This is a genomic window from Pseudomonas rhizoryzae, assembly GCF_005250615.1.
GTDB classification, from domain to species: Bacteria; Pseudomonadota; Gammaproteobacteria; order Pseudomonadales; family Pseudomonadaceae; genus Chryseomonas; species Chryseomonas rhizoryzae.
The window spans coordinates 223,138-249,565 of sequence record NZ_SULM01000006.1 but is presented as its reverse complement, the minus strand read 5'-3'; the positions used below and the strand labels follow the sequence as shown (position 1 = coordinate 249,565).

Annotated in this window: 16 protein-coding genes and 3 pseudogenes; 9 read left to right on the top strand and 10 right to left on the bottom strand. The window is 66.4% G+C overall.

What is annotated here, in order from left to right; all coding sequences use genetic code 11:
- Positions 1-4: 4 nt before the first annotated feature.
- Positions 5-1,969, bottom strand: a complete 1,965-nt coding sequence (locus tag FAZ11_RS11735; RefSeq protein ID WP_058773370.1) for a glycoside hydrolase family 127 protein — start codon at positions 1,967-1,969, stop codon at positions 5-7.
- Between the two features lie 19 nt (positions 1,970-1,988).
- On the bottom strand, positions 1,989-3,377 hold the full coding sequence (locus FAZ11_RS11730; protein ID WP_058768990.1) for an MFS transporter: 1,389 nt from the start codon (positions 3,375-3,377) through the stop codon (positions 1,989-1,991).
- 210 nt (positions 3,378-3,587) lie between these two features.
- Between FAZ11_RS11730 and FAZ11_RS25180 the strand changes: the two genes are divergently transcribed.
- The 3 genes from FAZ11_RS25180 (at position 3,588) to FAZ11_RS11715 (ending at position 6,163) form a co-directional block, all read left to right on the top strand.
- Positions 3,588-4,394, top strand: coding sequence for a helix-turn-helix transcriptional regulator (locus FAZ11_RS25180; RefSeq protein ID WP_058783266.1), 807 nt, complete (start codon positions 3,588-3,590; stop codon positions 4,392-4,394).
- A gap of 90 nt (positions 4,395-4,484) precedes the next feature.
- A complete protein-coding gene (locus FAZ11_RS11720; protein WP_058783267.1) occupies positions 4,485-5,591 on the top strand; it encodes a calcium:cation antiporter in 1,107 nt (368 codons plus the stop codon).
- A gap of 8 nt (positions 5,592-5,599) precedes the next feature.
- Positions 5,600-6,163 carry a DedA family protein gene (locus FAZ11_RS11715; protein WP_137279106.1) on the top strand — a complete coding sequence of 188 codons (564 nt, stop codon included), beginning with the start codon at positions 5,600-5,602 and terminating at the stop codon, positions 6,161-6,163.
- Positions 6,164-7,096: 933 nt separating this feature from the next.
- Here the strand turns inward: FAZ11_RS11715 and FAZ11_RS11710 are convergent.
- Complete coding sequence (locus tag FAZ11_RS11710) at positions 7,097-8,116, bottom strand: branched-chain amino acid aminotransferase (protein WP_058760711.1); 1,020 nt, start codon at positions 8,114-8,116, stop codon at positions 7,097-7,099.
- Between the two features lie 245 nt (positions 8,117-8,361).
- Between FAZ11_RS11710 and FAZ11_RS11705 the strand changes: the two genes are divergently transcribed.
- Positions 8,362-8,853 (top strand): hypothetical protein, encoded by a 492-nt coding sequence (locus FAZ11_RS11705; RefSeq protein ID WP_193557132.1) that lies wholly within the window; start codon positions 8,362-8,364, stop codon positions 8,851-8,853.
- 6 nt (positions 8,854-8,859) lie between these two features.
- On the opposite strand, the gene FAZ11_RS11700 is transcribed toward FAZ11_RS11705, so the two are convergent.
- Positions 8,860-9,903 (bottom strand): zinc-dependent alcohol dehydrogenase family protein, encoded by a 1,044-nt coding sequence (locus tag FAZ11_RS11700; protein WP_137279105.1) that lies wholly within the window; start codon positions 9,901-9,903, stop codon positions 8,860-8,862.
- A 102-nt stretch (positions 9,904-10,005) separates the two neighbouring features.
- Positions 10,006-10,698, bottom strand: a complete 693-nt coding sequence (locus tag FAZ11_RS11695; RefSeq protein WP_237141944.1) for a 3'-5' exonuclease — start codon at positions 10,696-10,698, stop codon at positions 10,006-10,008.
- Between the two features lie 202 nt (positions 10,699-10,900).
- Here FAZ11_RS11695 and FAZ11_RS11690 point away from each other — a divergent pair, with 202 nt between their 5' ends.
- From FAZ11_RS11690 to prpF, 4 genes are all read left to right on the top strand, one after another.
- Complete coding sequence (locus FAZ11_RS11690; RefSeq protein ID WP_240043551.1) at positions 10,901-13,249, top strand: DNA polymerase II; 2,349 nt, start codon at positions 10,901-10,903, stop codon at positions 13,247-13,249.
- Between the two features lie 426 nt (positions 13,250-13,675).
- Entirely contained in the window at positions 13,676-17,794 is a 4,119-nt protein-coding gene (locus tag FAZ11_RS11685; protein ID WP_137279104.1) for a CheR family methyltransferase, read from the top strand.
- A gap of 116 nt (positions 17,795-17,910) precedes the next feature.
- Positions 17,911-18,801 carry a YghX family hydrolase gene (yghX, locus tag FAZ11_RS11680; protein ID WP_058772749.1) on the top strand — a complete coding sequence of 297 codons (891 nt, stop codon included), beginning with the start codon at positions 17,911-17,913 and terminating at the stop codon, positions 18,799-18,801.
- A 94-nt stretch (positions 18,802-18,895) separates the two neighbouring features.
- Positions 18,896-20,044 (top strand): 2-methylaconitate cis-trans isomerase PrpF, encoded by a 1,149-nt coding sequence (gene prpF / locus FAZ11_RS11675; RefSeq protein ID WP_058772748.1) that lies wholly within the window; start codon positions 18,896-18,898, stop codon positions 20,042-20,044.
- Between the two features lie 290 nt (positions 20,045-20,334).
- On the opposite strand, the pseudogene FAZ11_RS25475 reads toward prpF, so the two are convergent.
- Both FAZ11_RS25475 and FAZ11_RS25470 read right to left on the bottom strand, forming a co-directional pair.
- Positions 20,335-21,924 (bottom strand): annotated as a pseudogene (locus tag FAZ11_RS25475) (ATP-binding protein); the annotation flags it as partial.
- Positions 21,925-21,930: 6 nt separating this feature from the next.
- A pseudogene (locus tag FAZ11_RS25470) lies at positions 21,931-23,676 on the bottom strand (PAS domain-containing protein); the annotation flags it as partial.
- A gap of 243 nt (positions 23,677-23,919) precedes the next feature.
- Here FAZ11_RS25470 and FAZ11_RS11665 point away from each other — a divergent pair.
- On the top strand, positions 23,920-24,303 hold the full coding sequence (locus FAZ11_RS11665; protein ID WP_058760718.1) for a response regulator: 384 nt from the start codon (positions 23,920-23,922) through the stop codon (positions 24,301-24,303).
- 139 nt (positions 24,304-24,442) lie between these two features.
- Here FAZ11_RS11665 and FAZ11_RS11655 read toward each other — a convergent pair whose 3' ends face one another.
- From FAZ11_RS11655 to FAZ11_RS11645, 3 genes and pseudogenes are all read right to left on the bottom strand, one after another.
- Positions 24,443-24,835, bottom strand: a complete 393-nt coding sequence (locus FAZ11_RS11655) for a response regulator (RefSeq protein WP_058760719.1) — start codon at positions 24,833-24,835, stop codon at positions 24,443-24,445.
- Between the two features lie 85 nt (positions 24,836-24,920).
- Positions 24,921-25,928 carry a zinc-dependent alcohol dehydrogenase family protein gene (locus FAZ11_RS11650; protein ID WP_137279102.1) on the bottom strand — a complete coding sequence of 336 codons (1,008 nt, stop codon included), beginning with the start codon at positions 25,926-25,928 and terminating at the stop codon, positions 24,921-24,923.
- Positions 25,929-26,038: 110 nt separating this feature from the next.
- Positions 26,039-26,422 (bottom strand): annotated as a pseudogene (locus FAZ11_RS11645) (DUF4398 domain-containing protein); the annotation flags it as partial.
- Positions 26,423-26,428 lie beyond the last annotated feature (6 nt).

The window sequence follows — 26,428 nt, the reverse complement described above, 5'->3', positions numbered from 1 at the left end:
GCGGTCAGCGCTCGTCGACCCAGACCCGCATCTCGCCTTCGCCGCGATTGGCCCAGGCGTAGTAGGGGATGAAGGTGAGTCGCTGCGGACGGGCCTGGGGCGGCGCCGACGCCTGGCGATAGAGCGGCTGGGCGGCGCTGGCCGCCGCATTCCAGCGCAGTCCCTCGGCGTCCAGCTGCACGACCTGCTGCAACGGCGCACGGCCGTGGATCTCATGGAACTCCGCCGTTGGCGGCAGCGACAGGTTGTGCAGGTCGGCGCCGTTGTCCGCCTGTTCCAGGCAATAGACCAGCGGCCCGCGCTGCAGCGCCACCTTGCCGGCCAGTTGGCGGACCTGGGGATGGGCGCGCAGGCGTTGCGGCGGCATGGGCAGGTCCAGCTCCACCCGGTCGCCGGTCCGCCACTCGCGGCGCAGGTGGCAATAGCCGTCGCGGGTCAGGGGCGCCAGGTCGACCGGCTCGTCGTTGATCCGTAGCGCCGGCGCCGGGCACCAGTCGGGCAGGCGCAGGGCCAGGGTGAAGGTGCCGCCCTGGGCCGCCCCGGCCAGCTCGAAGCCGATGCGGCCCTGCCAGGGATAGTCGCTGCGCTGGCGCAGTTGCCAGTGCTGGCCGGCGAGGCGGAAGTCGAGATCGCTGCCCACGTAGAGGTGCACATAGAGGCTGTCCTCGCGCTGCAGATAGACATAGTCCTCCAGCGAGCCCAGCAGGCGGGCGATGTTCGGCGGACAGCAGGCGCAGCCGAACCAGCGCTGGCGCACGGCATGGACGTGGTCGTAGCGGTGGCTGCCGGCCAGGGTCGCGGGATGCACCTCCAGCGGATTGACGTAGAAGAAGTGCCGGCCATCCAGCGCCATGCCGGCCAGCACGGTGTTGTACAGCGCCCGCTCCAGGACGTCGGCGTAGCGGCCTTCCGGGCTGAGTTCGAGCAGGCGCCGGGCGAACATCACCAGGGCCACCGAGGCGCAGGTCTCGGCGTAGGCGGTGTCGCTGGGCAGGTCGAAGTCGCAGGTCAAGGATTCGCCATGGCTCTGGGCACCCACCCCGCCGGTGACATAGAGCTGGCGCTGGGTCAGGTTGTCCCAGATGCGCCGGCAGGCGGCGGCCTGCTCGGCGTCACCGGTGAGCCGGGCGAGGTGGGCGACCCCGGTGTAGAGATAGAGCAGGCGCACCGCATGGCCGACCGCCTTGTCCTGCTGGAGGATGGGGGCGTGGGCCTGGCTGTAGGCCTTGTCCTTGATCATCCAGGCCGGACCGTGGCTGGGCCAGTGGAAGGTGCGGCCGCGGCGCTCGTACTCGGCGTCGTAGTAGTGCGGCTGCTGGCCGCGCTGCTCGACGAAGTAGCGCCCCAGGGCCAGGTAGCGCGGCTCGTCGGTGACCTCATAGAGACGCATCAGCGCCAGTTCGATCTCCGGGTGGCCCGGATAGCCGGGCAACTGCCCGGGGCGCGGACCGAACACCTGGTCGATGTGGTCGGTCAGGCGTCGCGCGATGTTCAGCAGCGCGGTCTTGCCGGTGGCCTGGTAGTAGGCCACGGCGGCTTCGATCAGGTGGCCGGCGCAGTACAGCTCGTGGCACTCGGCGAGGTTGGTCCAGCGGGCCGCGGGGGCCTTCACGGTGAAGTAGGTGTTGAGGTAGCCGTCCGGCTGCTGGGCGGCGCCGATGAGGGCGATCACCTCGTCGGCGGTGGCCTCCAGGGCCGGGTCGGGTGCCTGGGCGAGTTGGTAGGCCACTGCCTCCAGCCATTTGGTCACGTCGCTGTCCTGGAACACCATGCCGTGATGCTCGCCCTGACGCTGGCCGGCGGCGATGCGGAAGTTGTCGAGGGCATGGCTGGGCTCGGCGGCGTCGACGCGGTCGTTGAGCGCCTCCCATTGGTAGGGGATGACCACCTCACGGACCAGTTGCCGATAGGCGTTCCAGAAGGGGTCGTCGAGCCGGACGCGGGGCGTTTCGAGAGGGGGCGTTGACATGGAATCCTCCAGAGGGAAGTCAGGCGGCCTGCAGGTCGTCGGCCAGGCGTTGCATGAAGGGTCGATTCAGCTTGCAGAACATCAGGACGCCGGCCAGCGCCAGGTGCAGCAGGGCGGGGATCAGGGTCTGCAGCAGGGTGATGGCGGACAGCGAGGCCGAGGTCTGGGCGGCCTGACCGGGATGGTAGGCCACCAGGGTGAAGAGGACGCTGATGATCAGGGCGCTGGAAGCCCAGGCCAGCTTGATGCAGAACAGGTTGGCGGCGAAGTTCAGTCCCGAGGAGCGCACCCCGGTCTTCCAGCGGCCGTAGTCGTCGGCGAAGGCCATGAAGGAGAAGTGCAGCGGCAGCGTCATGCCCTGGACCAGGCAGGTGGCGAAGATCAGGCCGAGCCAGAGCCGGGCGTGTTCGGCGCCGGTGGGCACCAGGTACAGCCCCAGGCTCCAGACTGCCAGCAGCAGGTTGACGCCCAGGTACAGCCGGAGCGGATCGATGCGGCGCGACAGTGGCGGTACCAGCAGGGCGCCGCCTGTGGTGGCCAGGGCCACCATGGCGAAGAACAGCGAGGTATAGGCCGTGTCGCCGTGCAGCACGTAGGTGATGAAGTAGAGGTAGCCGCCGCCGCGTACGTTGAACACGTTGATCAGCAGGAAGGACAGCGCCAGCATCAGCAGCAACTGGTCGTTGCGTTTCATCGCCGCCAGGTGCTGGCGCAGCCCGAAGTGACCCAGGGTGGCCAACGGCACTCGCTCGCGCACGCTGAAGAAGCACCAGAGGAACATGGCCACCGCCACCCCGCAGAGCAGGGTGACGCCCCAGCGATAGCCCTGTGCCTGGTCGCCATGGCCGAACACGGCGACCATCCAGGGCAGGCCCACCGACACCAGCAGCCCGGCGAGGCCGCAGAGCATGAAGCGCCAGGTCTGGCAGGACACCACTTCCTGCTGGCGGGTGGTCATGGCGTTGATCAGCGCGCAGTAGGGCACGTTGATGGCGCTGTAGCTCAGCGATAGCGCCAGGTAGGTGAGAAAGGCGTAGACCAGCTTGGCGTCCGGGCCCAGGTCCGGGGTGCTGAAGGTCAGGATACCGGCCAGGCCGATGGGCAGGGCGGCCCAGAGCTGCCAGGGACGGAAGCGCCCGAAGCGGCTATTGGTGCGGTCGGCGAGGGTGCCCATCAGGGGATCGGCGAGGGCATCCACCACCCGCAGCACCAGGAACAGGGTGCCGACCACGGCCGGGGTGAGGCCGAAGATGTCGGTATAGAAGAAGGTGAGGAAATTGGCGATGAGGCAGGTGATGATGGTGCCCCCGGCATCGCCGAGGCCATAGCCGAACTTTTCCGCGCGAGACAATTCCGCCGCCGACGCGGCAGGCGCGAGCAGGGCGGGGCTGAGGACCGAGGTGGTCATGGTGGCTTCTCCCTTTCTTGTCATTATTGGAGGTGGCCGTCGAGGCTGACGGTCAGGGCCGGTTCCTGCCGCCGCGAGGGCGGTTGGCCTGGACAGTAGGTTGGCATCGCCGGTCGAAGGCCGACAAGGGAGCCGGGACGTATAAAAACGGGACGATTCCGACTTATCCTGCTGGACTAGGCGAAGCGACGAATGCCGAGGGGCGCGACCATGCTGCAATTGAATTTCACCAGTCCGTTGCGGGTGCAGAACGGCGGCCACTTCATCTCCCGTGGGGTCGGGCGCCATCCGCGGCGCATCCTCGAGTCCTACGAGCTGATCTACGTCGATCGGGGGATGCTCGGCTTGCGCGAGGAGGACACGGAATTCGTCCTGGGCGCCGGCGAGGCGCTGCTGCTACAGCCGGGACACTTGCACGAGGGCCTGGGCGATTTCGATCCCGAGCTGAGTTTCTACTGGCTGCATTTCGAGTTGGCCGCTGCGCCTACTACGGGAGAGCCCCTGGCGGTGCCGCAGCGTTCCCAGGTGCAGGCGCCGGAGCGTTTCGTCGCCCTGCTGCGGCTGTTTCTCGCCGAACAGGAGGACGGCGCCCCGGCGGTGGCCCTGGAGCTGCTGTTGCTGGCGTTGCTGGAACGCCTGGCGCGTAGCCCCCTGGCCAGCGCCGCCCAGGGCGCCGGGGTGGCCCTGGCCTATCGTGCCCGTCAATTGATCGGCACCCGTTTCGGCGAGGCCCTCGGCGCCGCGACCTTGGCCAGCGCCCTGCGCTGCAATCCTGACTACCTCGGCCGGGTGTTCCGCCAGACCTTCGGCATCACCCTGACCGAGGCCATTCATCGCCAGCGCATCACCGCGGCCGAGCGCCTGCTGCTCAATGCCGAATTGCCGCTGGCGCGCATCGCCGAGCGTTGCGGCTTTGGCGACAGCGCCTATTTCCGCCGGCTGTTCCGCCGCCAGCGCGGCATGACCCCGGCCGCCTACCGCCGGCTGTACTGCAAGGAACACATCAACTCGGCGTGAGCGATCACGACTGCCTGGCCTGGGGCTGCGAGCGTTTTGCTATCGTCGGCGGTCGTAACAAGGCATTGCTCATTCAAGGACGCTTTTTCCATGCTCGCCGCCCTCAAAGACGAAACCCTGCTGCTGGTCGCCATTGGTGCCACGGTGCTGGCCTATGTGTTCGAGCACGCCCTGCTCGGCGGTGGCCAGACCCTGGCGCTGATCGCCGCCGGGGGCCTGATCGCCGCCATCATCTGCGCCGCCATGCGCGTGGCCCACCACGCCGAATTGCTGGCGGAAAAGGTCGGCGATCCCTACGGCACCATGATCCTGACCCTCTCCGCCGTGCTGGTGGAGGTGATCATCCTGGCGATCATGATGAGCCACGACCATTCGCCGACCCTGGCCCGCGATACCATCTACGCCGCGGTGATGCTGGACATGAACGGCATCATCGGCCTGGCCGCCTTGCTCGGTGGTATCAAGCACGGCGAGCAGCCCTATAACGACGATTCCAGCCGCAGCTACGGCGTGATGATCATGACCGCGGTGAGCATCTCCATGCTGGTGCCGGAGTTCATTCCCTCGGCCCAGTGGCACGTCTATTCCTTCTTCACCATCGGCGCCATGGCGCTGCTCTATGCGCTGTTCCTGCGCATGCAGACCGGTCCGCACAGCTACTTCTTCAGCTACAACTACCCGGAGAAGAAGCGCAAGCGCCCGGCGGCCGAGGGGCAGGGCGAGGCGAACGGTCATGGCGAGAGCAGCGCGGCGCTGTCCATCGGGCTGTTGATCGTCGGCATCGTCGCCACCGGTGCCCTGGCCGAGGTGATGTCCAAGTCCCTGGATACCGGCCTGGAAGGCCTGGCCGTGCCGGCCCTGGTGCCGGCCCTGGTGGTGGCGGTGATCTCCGCCAGCCCGGAGATCCTCACCGCCCTGCGCGCGGCCATGGCCAATCGCATGCAGTCGGTGATCAACATCGCCCTGGGCGCCAGCCTGTCCACCGTGATCCTCACCGTGCCGGTGGTGGAGGCCATCGCCCTGTACAACGGCCAACAGATCCAGATGGCCATGACCCCGGTGCAGACGGTGATGATGGCCGTGACCCTGATCGTCGCCGCCATCAACCTCAACGACGGCGAGACCAATGCCATCGAGGGCATGACCCACTTCGTGCTGTTCGGTACCTTCATCATGCTGACCATTCTCGGCCTCTAGGACGCTCCATGATCGACAGCGAGATGATCAGCAATTACGGCTATGGCGCCGCCGTGCTCGGTGCGTTGGTGGAAGGCGACGGCGTCGCCATCCTGGCCGGTATCGCGGCGCGCCATGGCTATCTGCTGTTTCCGCTCACGGCGCTGTGCGTGGCCCTGGGCGGCTTCATCGGTGACCAGACGCTGTTCTTTCTGGGGCGCCGCTATGGCGATGGCATCCTGCGCCGCTTCAAGCATCAGCAGCAGCGCATCGACTGGCTGCGCCGCCGCATCCATCGCCACGAGGCACTGTGGATCATCGGCATCCGCTTCGCCTATGGCTTTCGCCTGATCGGCCCGCTGCTGATCGGCGCCAGTGGGGTGAGGCCACGACGTTTTCTGTTCTACAACGTGATAGGGGCGCTGCTCTGGGGGTTTCTCATGACCGGCGTCGGCTACCTGGTGGGCGAGATCCTGCGCGATTTCTTCGCCGAGCATCATGTATCGAAGCGGTGGTTCTTTGCGGCGGCGATTTGTGTGGTGGTGTTGTTCGTGGGGGTTCGCGCCGTTTTGCGGCGGCGGGAGGGGGTGTAGGGGGAGGGTGGTAGCGTAGGTTGGGTTGACCGCAAGCGAAGCCCAACGACTCAGAAGCTGGCCGAGATACCTTGGTTTACTGTTGCCCAAGCTGTTTATCGCGCTCTGCTGATGCTCCTTATTTCGCCTGGCCGGCGACTCACTTTTCTTTGCTTGTGCAAAGAAAAGTAAGCAAAAGAAAGCACACCCCACGTTTCGGCCCTCCGCTGCGCTCCGGGTCCCCTCGCTCCGGCGCCGCTTCGGGGGCACGGCACGAAGGGGCCTCCTGCCCCTCGCGCCTTGCTCGGCGTCCTGCCTCGCATCCCCCTCCGCGACACCTGCACTCGGCCTCACTGACGGGGGCGGGGCGCCAGCCTGATGCTTCGGTTGTCTAAATGAGAGATTCATAGTGATTCGTAGCATGGAAAACCGCGCAGCGTTTTCCATTGATGAGTGTCGCGATTCCCGGTGGACAAGGCTGCGCCGTTGTCCACGCTACGGGCCGTTCGGCTCTTTAATCGAAACTTTCAGGCTTGTGAATCGCCCCGTTCAGGAGGGCGAACGCCAGTGTCGTGGAGTGGGTCGAGCCGCATGGATGCGGCGAGAGGCCTAACGGGCCATGGACGGCCCGTGTAGGCCGACCCCGGAACGGCGCTGGCGTGAGCGGACCCGGAGCGCAGCGGAGGGCCGGATGGTCGGGGCGAGCGTTTTTGCTTACTTTTTTCGCGACTGAAAAAAGTGAGTCGCCCGGGTGGGCGAAACCAAAACCATCAATGCACTCGATAAACAGCCAAGGCACCAACAAGCACTGGCACTGGCACTGGCACTGGCACTGGCACTGGCACTAGATCCGCAATGTTGGGCTTCGCTGGCGCTCAACCCAACCTACCAACCCTGCCGCCAAATGAAAAAGGCGCCCCAAGGCGCCTTCTCCAAATCAAACCCAATCCCGACTCAGACCTTGACGATCCAACCTTCCGGAGCCGGCTTGTCGCCGGTCTGGATACCGGTCAATTCCTCGTACAGCTTGCGCGTCACCGGGCCGACCTCGGTCAGGCTGTGGAAGACGTGCAGCTTCTCGCCGTACTGGATGCCGCCGATAGGGGTGATCACTGCCGCGGTGCCGCAGGCGCCGGCTTCGACGAATTGGTCGAGCTGGTCGATGAAGACGTCGCCCTCGACCACTTCCAGGTTCAGCCGCTCACGGGCCAGGTCCATCAGCGACATGCGGGTCACGCCCGGCAGTACCGATTCCGAGCGTGGGGTGACGAATTTGCCGTCGCCGGTGATGGCGAAGAAGTTGGCCGAGCCGACTTCCTCGATCTTGCGATGGGTCAGGGGGTCCAGGTAGATGCAGTCGGCGAAGCCTTCGGCCTTGGCCTGGGCGCCGGGCATCAGGCTCGCGGCGTAGTTGCCGCCGACCTTGGCGGCGCCGGTGCCCTGGGGCGCGGCGCGGTCGTAGCTGGAGATGACGAAGTTGTGCGGGGTCATGCCGCCCTTGAAGTAGGCGCCGACCGGGATGCCGAACACCACGAAGTGGAACTCGGGGGCGGTGCGCACGCCGATGTTGTCACCCACGCCGATGACGAAGGGACGCAGATAGAAGGCGCCGCCGGTGCCATAGGGCGGAATCCAGGCTTCGTTGGCCTTGACCACCTGCTGGCAGGCGTCGATGAACAGCTCGGTGGGGACCGGCGGCATCAGCAGGCGGGCGCAGCTCTTGTGCATGCGCGCGGCGTTGCGATCGGGGCGGAACAGGTTGATGGAGCCGTCCTGGCAGCGGTAGGCCTTGAGGCCTTCGAAGCACTGCTGGCCGTAGTGGATGGCCGTGGAGCCTTCGCTGATGTGCAGTTGGTTGTCGCGAGTCAGCTCGCCGGGTTGCCAGCTGCCGTTGCGATAGGTGGCGATGAAGCGGAAGTCGGTCTTGATGTAGTCGAAACCGAGGGTCTTCCAATCGATATCCGCAGCGCTCATAGATCCTCGCAGTGCTCTCCGGCGCCTCGGCCGGTCGTTTCAGGGGAGTGGCCGTGCGCCTCGCCGGCGACGGTTCAAGGGGTGGACGAAGGTGAACTCGTCCGCAGACTGTGAAAGATACCGCTTATCCGGACCGGCGGGGGCACCTTTCAGCCAATCGGGTCTCCAAAGCGTGACGCTGGCCCTTTGCCGCCTCTGGCCGTTGCGTCAGGCTGGGGAGATGGGGTCGCCATCAGGAGCCCGTTTTGAAAACAACGATGGCGTTGCTGGGTGCGCTCACCCTGCCAACGCTCCCGGTGCAGGCCGCCGGAATCTTCACCGATGCCTTCGATACGGCGCTCAATCGCCGGGTCATCGAGTGGCGCGGCGCGCCCTCGCCCCAGGGCATCGTCTTCAGCGTGATCGCCAGCCAGTTCAAGACCAGCGCTGGCCACGCCACCACCGATTTCCGTACCCAATTGTCCACCTTCGGCGACAAGGTGCGCTTCCATGGCTGCAGCGCCAGTCGCTGGGAAATGAACGGTCAGCTCTATCTGCCGCTCAAGGGGCAATACCGCATGGCCGGACTGGACGAGCGCTACGGCGAGTACTTCGTCGCCCAGCCCACCCGCCAGGACCTGGAATGGGTGGCGATGAACACCCGGGTCGCCTATCGCCTCTGCCGCCTGCGCGAGTCCCTGAGTGCCGAGGACCTGCAGGGCCTGCGCTGGGTGCTGCAGGCCGCGGAGCCCGATTGAAGCGCGCTAATCGAAGCGGGTGATGACGGTCACCCCGGTCCCCTGGAAGCTATCCATCTGCATCAGCGCCGCGATGGACTCGGCCAGGCTGATCTCCCGGCCGATCAGTTTTTCCGGGGCCAGGGTGCCGTTGCGCAGCATGGCCATCAGGACATCGTAGCGATGGGCCTGCATGCCGTGGCTGCCGAGGATCTCCAATTCGTGGGCGATCACCCGATCCATCGGCAGCGCCGGTGTCGCCTGGTCGCCCAGCAACAGGCCGACCTGGACGTGCTTGCCGCGCTTGCGCAGGCTGGCGATGGAATTAAAGCAGGTGGTGGGATGGCCGAGGGCGTCGAGGGAGACATGGGCGCCGCCGCCGGTGATCTCCCGTACCGCCTCGGGCACGCTGGCCACCTGGGTGGCGTCGAGCGTCGCCACGGCGCCGAGGCGGCGGGCCAGCTCCAGCTTGTCCGCGGCGATGTCGATGGCCACTACCTGGGCGCCCAGGCTACTGGCGATCATGATGGCCGACAGCCCAACCCCGCCGCAGCCGTGCACCGCCACCCACTGGCCGGCGCTGACCTTGCCCTGGTCGACCACGGCGCGAAAGGAGGTGACGAAGCGACAGCCCAGGCTCGCCGCGGTGGCGAAGCCCAGCGTCTCGGGCAGGGCGACCAGGTTGAGGTCGGCCTGGTGGATGCCGACGTACTGGGCGAAGGAGCCCCAGTGGGTGAAGCCCGGCTGGAACTGGTGATCGCAGACCTGCTGGTGGCCGGCGTGGCACTGGGGGCAGGCGCCGCAACCGCCGACGAAGGGCACCGTCACCCGGTCGCCGACCTGCCAGCGGGTCACGTCCTTGCCCACCGCCTCGACGATCCCCGCCAGTTCGTGACCGGGCACGTGGGGCAGTTCGATGTCGGGGTCGTGGCCGACCCAGCCGTGCCAGTCGCTGCGGCAGACGCCGGTCGCCATGACCTTGAGCACCACGCCATGGGCGACGGGCGTGGGGTCCGGCACCGTGATCAGGCGTGGCGGTGCGGAAAAGGCTTCGTAGACGACGGCTTTCATGGGCTGGCCTCGGTAGGGGTGACTACCGCCAGTATGGCAAAGCGCCTTGCCCGAGGCTGCCTGAATAGTGTTCTGCGGGCTGGAAAGCGGCTACCGGTTGGACTAGCCGGCCAGCGCCTGCAGCCCATTCCAGGTGGCGGGCGCCTCGCCCGCCACGGCCTGGACCAGCGCAGCCTTGAGGCGGCAGTCGGGCAGGGCGCGGTGGGTGTCCTGCACCGGGATGCCCTGGTTGCGGGCGGCCATGGCCAGGGATTTGCGCCGCCAGCCGTCCTGGCTGCGGCTGTCCAGGCTCGGTTCCTGCCAGAACTGGGCATAGAGCTGCATCAGGCAGTGCAGGCGGGTGCCGTCCACCAGTTGCACCGGTGGCGTCTCCCGTTCCAGTTCCGGCGGCAGCGCCAGGCCGTGCAGATGGGCGTTGTGCGCCAGCAGGCGGTAGTCGAAGGCCATGCCGTAGGCCAGCACGGTACGGCCTTGCAGCAAGGGCCAGAGCCGGGCGAAGACCTCGGGGAAGGTCGGCGCCTGGACCAGGTGGGCATCGGTCAGGCCGTGGATGAGGGTGGCTTCGCGTGGGACGGCGATGGCGGGTCGCACCAGGGTGTCGAGCAGCACCCGGCCGCCCAGGGTCATCACCGCCACCTCGATCAGTTGGGCATCTTCGCCAAGACCGGTGGCCTCGGTATCGAGCACCAGGACATCCTGCTCCACCCAGCGCCGGGCCTGCTCGCGCACGAGGGCTTGCTGGGCGTTGTAGCGGGGGGTGGCCGCGAGCGGGAAGGACGACGACAACGAATTCATGACACTGCCTGAAACGGTAACCAAGGAGGCGCCCAGTAGCCGAGGGGTCGGCTCTACGACGGGTGTGGCCATTCGATGCAAGATCATCGCCACAGGACACAGACCTTTCGGTCGGGCCGACGAGTGGGGTATTGGGCGCCCTGGGGTCGCCGCGGGCGAGCGGCCTTGCGAGAATGGCCCCCTGAGTGATGAAAGGAGCGCGATGGCTGTGGCTGCCGCCCAGGGTTTTCTGCTGACACGCCGGTGGCGCGAGACGGCCGACGGGCTGGAGCTGGTGTTCTGGTTCGCCACCGATGCCGGTCCGCGAGAGCTGCGGATAGCGGCACAACAGGCGGTAGCCTTCGTGCTCGCCGAGCGACGAGCGGACATCGAACGGCTGTTGCCGCCAGAGGTGGAGCTACGCGAACTGGCGTTGCAGGACTTCCAACGGCGCCCCGTCCTGGGGCTCTATGCGCCGCGCTATCGCACCCTGCGTGACCTGGAGCAGCGCCTCACCGCGCTCGGTATCGACGTCTACGAGGCGGATATCGCCCCGGCGGATCGCTTTCTCATGGAGCGCTTCATCACCGCGCCGGTGTGTCTGCCACAGGCAGGAGCGAGCGCAGCGACCCCGTTGCGACCCGCGCCCGACTACCGCCCGAATCTACGCACCCTGTCGCTGGACATCGAGACCAGCGAGCGTGGCGAGCTCTACAGCATCGGCCTGCACGGCTGCGGCCAGCGCCAGGTGTACATGCTCGGTCCGCCCACCGGTGAAGAGGGGGCGGTGGACTTCGACCTGGAATACGTCGCCGATCGCGCCACCCTGCTCGAACGCCTCAACGCTTGGCTGGCGCGCCACGATCCCGACGTCATCATCGGCTGGAGCGTACTGCAGTTCGACATCCGCGTGCTCCACGAACACGCGCGCAAACTGGGCGTGCCCCTGCACCTGGGGCGCGGGGCGCCCGAGGATGATCGCTACGAACCGGGCGGCCAGGGGCGCCCATTCTCCGCCCTGTTGGCCGGGCGGCCGATCATCGATGGGGTGGAAGCGCTCAAGTCGGCCACCTGGGTGTTCCCTTCCTACAGCCTGGAGAACGTCTCGCGCACCCTGCTGGGCGAAGGCAAGGCCATCGACAATCCTCACGACCGCATGGCCTCCATCAATCGCATGTTCGCCAGCGAGAAGAGCGCCCTGGCGCGCTACAACCTGGTGGACTGCGAGCTGGTCACCCGCATCTTCGACAAGACCGAGCTGCTGCGCTTCCTGCTGGAGCGGGCCAGCGTCACCGGCTTGCCGCTGGAGCGCCATGGCGCCTCCATCGCCGCCTTCTACCACCTCTATCTGCCGTTGATGCACCGTCAGGGTTTCGTTGCGCCCAATCTGGGGGCTCAGCCGCCCGAGGCCAGCCCAGGCGGCTTCGTCATGGATTCACAGCCCGGGCTCTACGACTCGGTGCTGGTGCTGGACTACAAGAGCCTCTATCCCTCGCTGATCCGTACCTTTCTCATCGACCCGGTGGGGCTGGTGGAGGGCCTGGCGCTGCCCGAGCAGGAGACGGTGCCGGGCTTTCGCGGCGCGCGCTTCCATCGCACCCGGCACTGCCTGCCGGCGATGGTGGCGCGGGTCTGGGAAGGGCGCGATTCGGCCAAGCGTGCCGGCAACGCACCCCTGGCCCAGGCGCTGAAGATCATCATGAACAGCTTCTATGGCGTGTTGGGCACGCCGCACTGCCGCTTCTTCGATCATCGGCTGGCCTCGTCCATCACCCTGCGCGGCCATGCGGTGATGCACCGGACCCGCGAATTGATCGAGGCGCGCGGCCATCGGGTGATCTATGGCGACACCGATTCCACCTTCGTCTGGCTGGGCCGCGCCCATGAAGAAGTCGACGCCGAGCGCATCGGTCGCGAGCTGGTGGCGGCGGTCAATGCCCACTGGCGCGAGCAGCTACAGGCCGAGCTGGGGCTGGAAAGCCATCTGGAGCTGCAATACGAAACCCACTTCGCCCGCTTTCTCATGCCCACCATCCGTGGCGCGGAGGAGGGCAGCAAGAAGAGATACGCCGGGCTCAGGCCCGGTGTGGACGGCGCGCCCGAACTGGTGTTCAAGGGACTGGAAACGGTACGTAGCGACTGGTCACCGCTGGCCCAGCGCTTCCAGCGCGAGCTGTACCTGCGCATCTTCACCGGCGAGCCCCATGTGGAGTACCTGCGCGACTTCGTCGCCCGCACCCGCGCCGGCGAATTCGACGACCTGCTGGTCTATCGCAAGCGCCTGCGCCGGCCGCTGGACGAGTATCAGAGCAATGTCCCGCCCCAGGTGCGCGCCGCCCGGCTGGTCGAGGCGGAAAACGCCCGCCGCGGGCGGCGCAGCCAATTCCGCCGCGGCGGCTGGATCAGCTACCTCATCACCACCGCCGGCCCCGAACCGGTCGAGCTGCCCCATGCAGCGCCGGACTACGACCACTATGTGCAGCGCCAGCTGGCGCCGGTGGCCGATGCCATCCTGCCCTTCGTCGGCGACCGCTTCGAGCGGCTGCTGGATCGGCAGCTGGGGCTGTTTTGATGGGCGGGCGGTCCGGTGCGGGTGGAGGGTCTCGCGTAGGATCTATCGCAGCCATGGCCGCGATAGATCGTAGGTTGGGTTGAGACAGCTCTATCGTCGAAGCCCAACATTGCCTACGTCCCGAGCCACTGTTGGGCTTCGCTGCGCTCAACCCAACCTACGGCGGCCCGTAGGAGCGACCCATACAGAATGAGGACCCAGCCCCCCAACACGCGGCTTCGCTCGCACTCGCTTCCGCTCCATCAGTCCGATTCACAAGGGGCAAACGTCGGCCAGGTCGCCTCTCTGCAGGATGATGGCCGCCCTCTCGGCGAGCCCTCGTTATACTGAGGGGCTTGGCGTCGTTTCCGCGCGAAAGGGATGGACGACCTGACCGCTGTACCAGCGGCAACCACGATTTTTCATGGATTTTCAGACGGCGGATAGATGAGCAAACAGGCGGATGTGGCCCGACCCAACAATTCCAAACACCTGACCCCCAGTGACCTGCCGTTCCCGGTGGTGGGCATCGGGGCTTCGGCGGGCGGGATCCAGGCCCTGCTGCGCTTTTTCGACGCCCTGCCGACGGATTGCGGCATGGCCTTCGTGGTGGTGATGCACCTATCGCGGGAGCACCAGAGCAGTCTCGACCAGATCCTGCAGCGCGCCACCCGGCTACCGGTGCAGCAGGTCACCCAGCCGGTGCCCATCGAGGCCGATCACGTCTATGTGATACCCCCCGGCTTCGATCTGACCATGAACGATGGCTACCTGCGCCTCAATCCGGCGGAGCGGCTGTCGGGCGACCATGTAGCCGTCGACCTGTTCTTTCGCGCCCTGGCCGATGTGCACAAGACCCGGGCCATCGCCATCGTCCTGTCGGGCAACGGTGCGGACGGCTCCGTCGGGCTCGGGCGGATCAAGGAGCAGGGCGGGGTGACCCTGGCCCAGGCACCGGAGGATGCCGAGTTCGATTCCATGCCCAGCAGCGCCATCGCCGCCGGCGCGGTGGATTTCGTCATGCCAGTGGTGGACATGCCACAGAAGCTCCTGGAGCTGGCCACCACCATCCATTCCCTGAGCCAGGGAGAGCTACGCCAGATCGACTTCGAGGCGCGTATTCCGGGGGCTTCGAACAAGGCCATGCAACTGGCCCTGCGCGACATCCTCACCTTGCTGCGCACCCGTACCGGGCACAACTTCAAGCAGTACAAGACCGCCACGGTGCTGCGCCGCGTGGAACGGCGCATGCAGGTGAACACCATCCCCGACATGCCGGCCTATGCCTGCTTCCTGCACGAGCATCCCGAGGAGACGCCGGCGCTGCTCAAGGACATGCTGATCGGCGTGACCAATTTCTTCCGCGATCGCGAGGCCTTCGAGGCCCTGGAGCGCGACATCATCCCCGAGTTGTTCGAACAGGTGCAGGGCCTGGAGGAAGACCAGGAATTGCGGGTCTGGAGCGCGGCCTGTTCCAGCGGCGAAGAGGCCTATTCGCTGGCTATGCTGCTCACCGAACAGGCCGAGTTGCGCCAGTCCGCGGCGCGCTTGCAGATCTTCGCCACCGATCTCGACGAGCACGCCCTGGCGGTAGCCCGGCATGGCGTCTATCCCGGCTCCATCGTCACCGACGTCCCGCCCAGCCGCCTGCGCCAACACCTGCTCAAGGAACAGAACCAGTACCGGGTGAAGAAGGAGTTGCGCGAGAAGGTGCTGTTCGCCCAGCACAACCTGCTCAGCGATCCGCCGTTCTCCCGGCTCGATCTGATCAGCTGCCGCAACCTGTTGATCTACCTGGATCGCGAGGTGCAGGCGGAGATCCTGCACACCTTCCATTTCGCGCTCAAGCCGGGTGGCTATCTGTTCCTCGGCAGTTCCGAGTCGGCCGATGTGCAGAGCAATCTGTTCGCCACGGTCGACAAGAAGAACCGCATCTATCGCGCCAAGCACACCACCAGCGTGATACGTCCCACGCCGCTGCTCAATCTCAACCCGGGCATCCACAGCGTGCGCCTGCCGCCGCACCAGGTCGGGCGGCGCAAGAAGGTGTCCTTCGCCGAGGTGCACCAGCGGGTGCTGGAGCAGTACGCGCCGCCGAGCATCATCGTCGACCGCGAATCCAACATCGTGCACCTGTCCGAACGGGCCGGGCGTTTCCTCCGCTACGTCGGCGGCGAGCCCAGCTACAACCTGCCGGCGCTGGTGCTCGAGGAATTGCGCCTGGAGCTGCGCACCGCGCTGTTCCAGGCGCTGCAGAGCAACAAGAGTGTCGAAGCGCGGCGCGTGCACATCCAGCGCGACGATCGCAGCTACTACATCAACATGGTGGTGCGGCCCTTCCGCGACAGCGATACCAGCACCGACTACATGCTGGTGCTCTTCGACGAAGTCGAAGACATCATGAGTACCGATTCTACCAACGACCATACCGAGGCCAAGGACAGCGTCCTCACCCAGCTGGAAGCCGAGCTGCAGCGCACCAAGGAACAGCTGCAGCTGACCATCGAGCAATCCGAGACCTCGACCGAGGAACTCAAGGCTTCCAACGAGGAATTGCAGGCGATCAACGAGGAGCTGCGCTCGGCCACCGAGGAGCTGGAGACCAGCAAGGAGGAGTTGCAGTCGATCAACGAAGAACTGATCACCGTCAACTACGAACTCAAGGCCAAGATCGAGGAAACCGGCAAGATCAACGACGATCTGCAGAACCTCATCACCTCCACCGACATCGCCACGGTGTTCGTTGACCGCGGCATGCGCATCAAGAGATTCACCCCGCGCGCCGCCAGCATCTTCAATATCATCGTCAGCGATACCGGACGCTCGCTGCTCGACATCACCCATCGGCTGGACTACCCGGAGTTGGCCTCCGATGCCAACCAGGTGTTCGAGTCCCTCGGGCTGATCGAGCGCGAGGTGCGCAGTCACGATGACCGTTGGTATCTGGCGCGGCTGTTGCCCTACCGTACCGCGGAGGATCGCATCGAGGGCGCGGTGCTGACCTTCATCGACATCACCGAGCGGCGCCTGGCGCAGGATCGCGCCCGCGCCGGCGAGGAGAACATGCGCCTGGTGGCGCAGAACATCCAGGACTACGCCATCGTCACCCTGGATGCCAGCGGCGTCATCAACAGCTGGAACGGTGGTGCTACCAAGTTGTTCGGCTACAGCGAGCGCGAAGCCCTGGGCCAGCCGCTGGACCTGATCTTCACCCCGGAAGACATCGCCTCGCAGGTGCCGGAAACGGAGCTGCGCACCGCCGACGCCCAGGGGGTGTCCCACAACGAGCGTTGGCTCAGACGCAAGGACGGCAGCCGGCTCTACTGCGCTGGCGTGCTCAGCCGGATGAACAATGCCTCCGGTGGCCAGGGCTACGCCAAGATCGCCCGCGACGCCACCGCCGACCATATGCGGACCAGCGAGGCGGCCAACCAGCAGGCGCAGCAGCGCGCCCTGGTCCAACTCAAGGACGAGTTCTTCGCGGTGATGTCCCACGAACTCAAGCATCCGCTCAATCTCATCCAGCTCAACAGCGAGTTGCTGGCGCGTTCGCCTGTGCTGCGCGATGTGGCCCTGGCGCGCCGGGCGACCGAAGCCATCCAGCGTGCGGTGCGCAGCCAGGCGCAGATCATCGATGACCTGCTCGACCTGTCGCGCATCCGTACCGGCAAGCTCAAGCTGGAGCGGCAGAGTCTGGATCTGGCGCAGCAGTTGCACGAAATCGCCGCGGTGGTCCGGCCCCTGGCGGGCGAGGTCCAGGTCCACTGCACCCGACTGCCGGAGACGCCCCTGTATGTCCAGGCGGATGCCACCCGTATCGGTCAGATCGTCTGGAATCTGCTCAACAACGCCATCAAGTTCACCCCGGCCGGTGGCCAGGTGGAGATCACGTTGGGAGTGGAGGGCGAAGAGGCACGCCTGGATGTCAGCGATACCGGGCAGGGGATCGCCCCCGACTTTCTGCCGCGCGTATTCGAGATGTTCGGCCAGGCGGAAATGAAGTACACCGCCCGCGCCCAGCATGGCCTCGGCATCGGCCTGGCGCTGGTCAAGCAACTGGTGGAAGCCCACGGCGGGCGGATCGAGGCTCACTCCACCGGGCTCGGCCAGGGCGCACGCTTCAGTGTCTGGCTGCCGCTGTGCCACGCCGAGCAGCAACTCGCTCCCACGGTGCAGGCGGATGAGCAATCCCTCGCCGGGTTGCGAGCGCTGCTGGTGGACGACTCTGCCGACATCGTCGAGACCCTGCAGCTGCTGCTCGAAGAAGAGGGCGTGGTGGTCACCGCGGCGACTGAACCTCTTACCGGCCTGGCCCTGGCCCAGGCGCAGGATTTCGACGTCATCCTCTCCGACATCGGCATGCCGGAGATGGACGGCCATGAATTCCTGCACCGGGTGCGGGCAGGGGATCGCAATGTCGGCACCCCGGCCGTGGCGTTGTCCGGTTATGGCACGCGGCTGGACGTCGACAAGGCGCGGGCCGCCGGTTTCGTCCAGCACCTGAACAAACCCGTCAGCTTCGAGGCCTTGCTCGCCGTGCTGCGTGAGTTACGTCCCTCGGTCTGAGTCCGGGGCCGTCCGGGGCGGTGGCATAGTCAGACGATTCGCGGCACACTCGGGACCAGCCGGGGCGCCCGCCCATCCGGGCGGGGCGCCTCGTTTCCTGCCAGAGGAGCGCCGCGATGACCCGTCTCACCGCCAAGGATTTCTCGCCCGAACTGCTCGAACTCTATGACTTCTACGTCCATGGTCGCATCAGCCGGCGCGATTTCCTCGACCGCGCCGGTGCCTGCGCCGCGGTGCTGGGGCTCTCCGCCACCGGGGTACTGGCGGCCCTGAGTCCCAATTACGCCCTGGCCACCCAGGTGGAATTCACTGATCCGGACATCGTCGCCGAATACGTCTACTACCTCTCGCCCCAGGGCCATGGTCGGGTGCGCGGCTACCTGGTGCGTCCGGCCAAGGCCAGCGGCAAGGTGCCGGCGGTGGTGGTGGTGCACGAGAATCGCGGCCTCAATCCCTATATCGAAGACGTGGCCCGGCGCCTGGCCAAGGCCGGTTACCTGGCCCTGGCGCCGGATGGCCTGACCTCGGTGGGCGGCTATCCCGGCAACGACGACAAGGGCCGCGAGCTGCAGCAGCAGGTCGATCCGCAGAAGTTGATGAACGACTTCTTCGCCGCCGTGGAAACCCTGATGAGCCACGAATTCAGTACCGGCAAGGTCGGCATCACCGGCTTCTGCTATGGCGGCGGGGTGGCCAATGCGGCGGCCGTGGCTTATCCCGAGCTGGCGGCGGCCGTGCCTTTCTACGGTCGCCAGCCGCGGGTGGAGGAGGTGGCGCGGATCAAGGCGCCGCTGCTGATCCACTACGCCGAGAACGATCCGCGTATCAACGAGGGCGCCGCCGCCTACGAGGCGGCGCTCACGGCCCAGGGCAAGACCTTCGCGGTGCACCGCTATCCGGGCACCACCCATGGCTTCCATAACGATTCCACCCCGCGCTACGACGAAGCCGCCGCCCGCCTGGCCTGGGAGCGCACCCTGGGCTGGTTCGGGCGCTATCTGAGCTGAGGGGACCGGCGCCGTCCTGTCGCCCCGGTGGCGGGCGCCGTGCAGCGGGGCCGTCCGAACGTCTGCTTTCATCCCTGGGCCGAGGAGACCCGTCATGCCGCAACACCGTATCCCCGCCGTCTATATGCGCGGTGGCTCCAGCAAGGGCGTGTTCTTCCATGCCCGCGACCTGCCACCCGCCGGTCCCGCGCGCGATGCCCTGCTGCTGCGGGTGATCGGCAGCCCCGACCCCTATGGCAAGCAGATCGACGGCCTGGGCGGCGCTACCTCCAGCACCAGCAAGGTGGTGGTGATCGCCCCGTCCTGTCGCCCGGACTGCGACATCGACTACCTATTCGGCGCGCCGGCCATCGAACTGCCGGTGATCGACTGGTCGGGCAATTGCGGCAATCTCAGCGCCGCCGTCGGCCCCTTCGCCATCAGCGAGGGCCTGGTGGAGGCGCCCCGCGACGGCCTGGCCACGGTGCGTATCTGGCAGGCCAATCTCGGCAAGCGCATCCACGCCCAGGTACCCATGGTGGCCGGCGAGGTGCAGGAGGAGGGCGATTTCCGTTTCGACGGCGTGGCCTTTCCCGCCGCTGAAGTCGTGCTCGAATTCCTCGATCCCACCGGGACCGATGGCAGCGTGCTGCCCACCGGCCGGCCTGTCGATGAGTTGGAGGTGCCCGGTTTGGGCCGGCTGCCGGTGACCCTGCTCAATGCGGGTAATCCGACCATCTTCGTGCGCGCCGAGGCGCTTGGCCTCTGCGGTACCGAGACCCAGGCGCAGGTCAACGGCGATGCGGCGTTGCTGGAGCGCCTGGAGCAACTGCGCGCCGCCGGTGCCGTGGCCATGGGCCTGGCGACCAGCGCCGCCCAGGCCACCGCGGAGCGCCCCCATACGCCCAAGCTGTGCCTGATCGCGCCGCCGCAGACCTATCGGGTGGCCGGCGGCAAACAGGTGCAGGCCGCGGAACTCGACCTCATCGCTCGGATGATCTCCATGGGCAAGCTGCACCACGCCATTCCCGGCACCGGCGCGGTCGCCGTGGCGGTGGCCGCCACGCTGCCTGGCACCCTGGTCAATCAACTGACTGGCGAGCTGGCCGGTCGCCAGGTACGCCTGGGCCATACCGCCGGCACCGTGACGGTCGGCGCCCAGGCGCGGGAGGTCGACGGTAGCTGGCAGGTGGAAAAGGCCATCATGAGCCGCAGCGCGCGCCGGCTGATGGAAGGCTGGGTGCGGGTGCCGGCGGAGGGTTAGTACCTAGGTTGGATTAAGCGTAGCCCCGCAATACTGAGTCCCCTCACCCCAGCCCTCTCCCAAGGGGAGAGGGGGTGGTCGAGTCCGATGCCTTTACCAGGCCGCGATCCTCGTAGCGTGGAAAACCGCGCAGCGTTTTCCACTGGGTAGGCCCCGTTGCAAACGGTGGATAAGGCTGCGCCGTTATCCACGCTACGAGACATAACCGCCCCCTCTCCCTCGGGGAAAGGGTTGGGGAGAGGGCGATCTGCCTCGTTGGGCTTCGCTGCGCTCAGCGCCAACCTACGGTTCTAGGTCCCTTCGATCAGGTCGCGGATGCGGATCGCCAGGGCGTCCATGGCGAAGGGCTTGGTCATCACGTGCATGCCCGGCTCCAGGTGGCCGTTGCCGATCACGGCGTTCTCGGCATAGCCGGTGATGAACAGCACCTTGAGGCCTGGGCGGCGCTGGCGGGCGGCGTCGGCCATCTGCCGGCCGTTCATGCCGCCGGGTAGGCCGACGTCGCTGACCAGCAGGTCGATGCGCACGTCGGATTCTAGCAGGCGCAGTCCGGAGCTGGCGTCGGCCGCTTCCAGGGCCGCATAGCCCAGTTCTTCCAGCACCTCGACGACCAGCATGCGCACGGTCGGCTCGTCGTCCACCACCAGCACGGTCTCGCCGTGGCCGACGCGGGGCAGCGCCGCCTGGGTGATGGTGGCCTCGAGGCTGGTCGCTGCCTCGCTATGGCGGGGCAGGAACAGGGTCACGCTGGTGCCCTCGTCGAGCTGCGAGTGGATGCGCGCCTGGCCGCCGGACTGGCGGACGAAGCCGTAGATCATCGACAGGCCTAGGCCGGTGCCAACGCCGATGGGCTTGGTGGTGAAGAAGGGATCGAAGGCCTTGGCGATCACCTCGGGCGGCATGCCACAGCCGTTGTCGGTCACGGAGAGGGAGATGTATTCGCCCGGCTCCAGGTCGCGCACCCGCGCCATGCGGGTGTCCAGGACACGATTGGCGGTTTCGATGAAGATGCGTCCGCCCTCGGGCATGGCGTCGCGGGCGTTGATGCAGAGGTTGAGCAGGGCATTTTCCAGCTGGGGCGGGTCCACCAGGGTCGACCAGAGATCGCTGGCGGCCACCACCTCGATCTGGATCGCCGGCCCCACGGTGCGGCGGATCAGGTCTTCCATGCCGGCCACCAGGCGATTGACGTCGGTGGGCTTGGGGTCCAGCGTCTGCCGCCGGGAGAAGGCCAGCAGCCGGTGGGTGAGGGCGGCGGCGCGGATGGCGGCGCCCTGGGCGGCGGTGGTATAGCGCTCCAGGTTGTTCAAGCGGCCCTGGCCGATGCGCACGGTGAGCAGGTCGAGGCTGCCGACGATGCCGGCGAGCAGGTTGTTGAAGTCGTGGGCGAGGCCACCGGTGAGCTGGCCGACCGCCTCCATCTTCTGCGACTGGCGGAGCTGCTCTTCCAGCAGCGCCTGGGTTTCCATGGCTTCCTTCTCGCGGGTCACGTCGCGACCGGCGCCGGTGAGCCGCTCCTGATCGTTGTCCAGCGATAGTGTCCAGGAGAGCCAGCGACAGCTACCGTTCGCCGCCAGCGCACGATTCTCCAGCCGTGTCGGCAGGCCGCTGCGGCGCAGTTCGTCCAGCGCCACCATGACCTTGGGCAGGTCGTCGGGATGGATGAGTTCACGGTAGGGCCGGCTGAGCAACTCGGCTTCGGAATATCCGAGATGACGGGACCAGGACGGACTCACCCGCACCAGTTGCCCTTCGAAGTCGGCGATCATCAGCAGGTCCTCGCTGAGCGCCCAGAGGCGGTCGCGCTCGGCGGTGCGGGCCTGCACCTCCTGGCTGAGGCTGAAGTTCTGCGCCTGGATCAGCGCCTGGGCGTCGCGCTGGGCCGTGACGTCCTGGGCGAAGACGTAGAAGCCGTCCACCAGGCCGCGGGCGTCCCGGCGTGGACGGTAGTGGATATCGGCGATGCGCCGCCGGCCGTCCGGCCAGGCCCAGGGCAGGTCGAGGCGTGCCGGGACGCCCTCCAAGGCGGCTTCGATGGCGTGGCGGCGGGCGGCGAACAGGGAGGTCGAGAAGACCTCGTCCATGCGGCGGCCGAGGATGCTGGCAGGGGCGTCCCTGAACCACTTCGGCGCCTCGGCATTGGCGAATCGATAGACCAGCTCGCGATCGACGAAGGCGATCAGGCAGGGCAGGGTATCGGCGACCAGCCGCAGATTCATCTCGCTATCGCGCAGGGCCTGCTCGGCGGCCAGCCGCGCGGTAGCCGAACGGGTACGGTTGGCGACCTCGCGGATGAACTGCAACTCCCGCGGCGTCCACTGGCGGGGCGTACGGGAGCTGACATAGAGCAGGGCGATGAAGCGACCGTGCTCGAACAGTGGGGTGTTGACGAAGGCGCGGGTATCCAGCGTCTCCAGCGCGGGGAGATTGTCCCGGGTGCGCGGATCTTCGCGTACCTCGGCGCTCACCACCGTCTCGCCGCGCTTGAAGTCTTCGATGTAGCTGCCGTAGTCGCGGAAGTTCAGGGTGCCGACCAGGCTGCGGGCGCCGGGGACCGTCCAGTCGCGCGCCACGCTGATGGTCTCGGCCTCGGCGTCCACCAGGCCGTAGCCCACCAGATGGGCATCCAGGGTGGTACCCAGGGTGGCGCAGGCGACCTCGATGACGGCATCGATGTCGTTCAGGTGGCTGAAGCGCTCGCTGAGTTCGAGCAGGGCCAGGCGATAGAGTTCTTCGCTGCGCTTGGCCTGGGCGGCCAGCTCCCGTTCGGTGACCTCCAGGAACAGCACCAGGAAACTGTCCGGCCCGGCCTTGTGGGCGTGGCCTTCGTACCAGCAGCCATCGTGCTGGAATTGCCGTACGTAGCTGAACGACTGGCCGGTATCGACCACCCGGGTGAAGTCCTCGACCCAGCTGTCTTCGAGTGCGGGAAAGAGTTCGCGGGCGGTACGGCCTATCGTTTGTTCCGCCGTGAAGCCGAAGTTCTGCAGCCAGGCGCGATTGACCTGCTCGTAGCGCCAGTCCCGCCCGCGACCCTGGTCGTCACGCAGGATGGTGCCGAGGATGAAGCCCTCTTCGAGCTGTTCGAACAGGCCACGCCAGTAGCGCTCGCTTTCCACCAGGCGCTGCTGGACCTCGTTGAGATGCCGTTCGCTGTCGCGCAGGGCTTCGCCGGCCAGGTGCTGGGCGGTACGGTCGCGCAGGATCTTCACATAGCCGGTATGGCGACCGGCCTCGTCGTGCAGCGGGTGCATCTCGCCACTGGCCCAGAAGCGCGAGCCGTCGCGGTGCAGGTGCCAGCGCTCGTCCTCGGCGCGGCCATCGCGCAGGGCCAGTTCCATTTCCAGCGCCGCTCGGCCGCTGAGATTGTCTTCGGGGGTGAAGAAGCACTCGGCGGATTCGCCCCGTACTTCATCGGCAGTCCAGCCCAGCAAGCGCTCGGCGCCGCTGTTCCAGTCGGTTATCACGCCCGCCGGGTCGAGGACGACCATGGCGAAATCGATGGCACCGTCAAAGATCGCCAGGCGCCGCTGGGCATCCTGGGGAGGCAGGTCGGCGCACTGGTCGAGGGCAGCACGGAGGCGAAGCACTTCCGCCTGGAGTTCAGCATAGGAAAGATCGGAGTCGGCCATGAGGTCGTTCGAGGGAATTGGCAGCGGAGTACCTTGCCAGGATGTCGGCAAAGGACCTTGAGTGGAAAGAGGCTAGGTGACATCAAGGCGCCATCGGCAAGATTTTCCGACAGAGCGGGAATTAAGTAGCCATTGAAGCATCAGACAGGTGCAGGAAACCTATGATCAGCCGTTCGTCCGAGTTCTATGATCCAAGTCGAGTAAATTCGGTCCTAATAGTCGTACTAATTAAGCAGCGTTGCCATGACCGATGTAGTTTCTCCCGCCACCGTTACTACCGTGCTGGTCGTCGAGGACGATGCCGTGCTGCGTTCCTTGGCGACGGAGGTATTCGAGATGGAAGGTTATGCCGTCCATTCCTTCGACTCCGCCGACGCCGCCTGGGCCTGGCTCGAGCAGGGTCCACCCCCGCCCGATCTGCTCTTCACCGACGTGCGCATGCCCGGTCGACTGGATGGTCTGGCCCTGGCCAAACAGGTACGCCAGCGTTTCGCGCAATTGCCCATCCTGGTGTCGTCCGGCTATACCGGGCAACAGTACGCCGAGCGCGAGGAACGGGCGCTGTTCCTGCCCAAGCCCTGGAGCATCGATCAGTTACTAGCGGCCTGCAGCAAGCTCGGCCTCTAGGTTCTGTACGAAAAATGCCTGCGCTCGGTCATGCTGCGTTAAAAATCCGTTCGGAATGCTCATTTACCACTCGTAAACTCCGCTTCCTCACGGATTTTTGCCTTGCCTGACCTTCGCTCGGCGACTTTTCGTACAGAACCTAGCCCTGCCCTTGCCGCGCCTGGGCCAGGCGCACCGCGGCATCCACTTCGTCCAGCGACCAGGGTTTCTGCAGGTAGATCACCTGGGGCGGCAATGCCGTGGTGATCTCGTAGCCGTAGCCCGAGGTGATCACCATGGGCAGCTGGGGCCAGCGCTGGAGCAGCATCTGCGCCAATTCACCGCCGCGTAGTTGCCCGGGCATCAGGTGATCGGTGATCACCAGGGCAGGCGCTTCCTTTTTTTGCAGCAGCTCTACCAGGGCATCGTCGGCATTGTCGAAACGGACGCAGGTCCAGCCCAGCCGCTCTTCGAGATGCTGGCCGAGCAGCTCGGCCAGCAGGGCGTTGTCCTCGATGACGACGGCATAGGGTGGAGCGGTGGGCGAGGTCATCAGACTTTCCGGAACGCCTGTAAGGACTATCCGGAAAGTCTAGCAGAGCTGTCTTTCGTGTAACTCTTGTTTAGTCTGATGATTTTCAGATATCCAGCACGATCTTGCCGAAGTGGCTGCCGTCCTTCTGGAAGGCGAAGGCCTGGGCGATCTCGCGCAGGGGGTAGCGGCGGTCGATGATAGGCTTAATTCCCGTGCTCTCCAGCGCCCGGACCATGTCCTGCTGGTGGCGCCGGCTGCCGACGATCAGACCCTGCAAACGCTGATGACGGCGCATCAGGTTCGCGGTGGGAATCTGGCCTTCGATACCGGTGAGGACGCCGATCAGTGCCAGATGGCCATGGATGCGCGCAGCCTGGATCGATTGCGCCAGGGTCGCCGGTCCACCGACCTCCACCACGATGTCCGCCCCGCGCCCGCCGGTGATGGCCTGGACCTTGGCACCCCATTCCGGCTCGCTGCGGTAGTTGATCAGGTGGTCGGCGCCCAGGGCGTAGGCGCGTTGCAGCTTCTCGTCCGAAGAGGAGGTGGCGATCACCGTGGCGCCCATGGCCTTGGCGATCTGCAGGGCAAAGATGGAAACGCCACCGGTCCCCAGCACCAGCACCGTGTCCCCAGCCTTGAGGCCGCCATCCACCACCAGGGCCCGCCAGGCGGTGAGACCGGCGGTGGTGAGGGTGGCCGCCTCGGCGTGGCTGTAGTCCTTGGGCGCCCGGGTGAAGGCCGTGGCCGGTCGCACCACCAGCTCACAGGCGAAGCCGTCGACGCCATCGCCGGGGGTGGTGGAGAAGTCATCGATGGGCGGCTCGCCGTCCAGCCAGTGCGGGAAGAAGGTGGAGACCACGGCGTCACCCACGGCGAATTCACTGACGCCCGCCCCGACGGCCTCGACCACCCCGGCACCATCGGACATGGGAATGCGGCCATCGGCGGCCGGCATCTTGCCGAGCACCACGCCGAGGTCATGGAAGTTCAGCGAGCTGGCATGGATACGAACACGGATCTCCCCGGGCCCCGGCTCGCCGGGATCGGGCAGGTCGGTCCACTCCAGGTGATCGAGACCACCGGGTTTGCGCAGGCGGATGGCATTCATGGGTGAAATCCTCCAAGACAGGGCTGAGCGCTGGGACGCGCGAGTCTGTAGAGGACCACGGTGAAGGGCGCAGGATTCCCTGACGGAACCCGCGCCCGTCGGCCTTACTTGATGGCCTTCTGCAGTTGCTGCAGCTGCTGGGTGCGGGTGTTGAGGCGGGCTTCGCCGCGCTCGGCGTCGGTCTTCTTCAGCTCGGCCTCGGCCAGGCGCAGCTTGATGGTCTGCATGGCGGTCTGGATGCGCTGCTGGGTCAGGTAGGCCAACTGGTCGACGGTCTGTTCGCTCTCGCCGTCCTTATAGGCCTTGTCGGCCTTGGCCAGCCAGGTGCCGGCATCCTTGGTCTCCAGGGCCGCCAACTGGTTGGCCTGGGGCTGGGATTCCAGGGCGGCGTAGTCGTTGCGCGCCTTTTCCAGATTGGGGTTGGGCGGCGTGGCGCAGGCGGCGAGGGTGAGGGTCAGTGCCGACAGCAGCGGAAGCAGAAAACGTTTACGCATGGGATT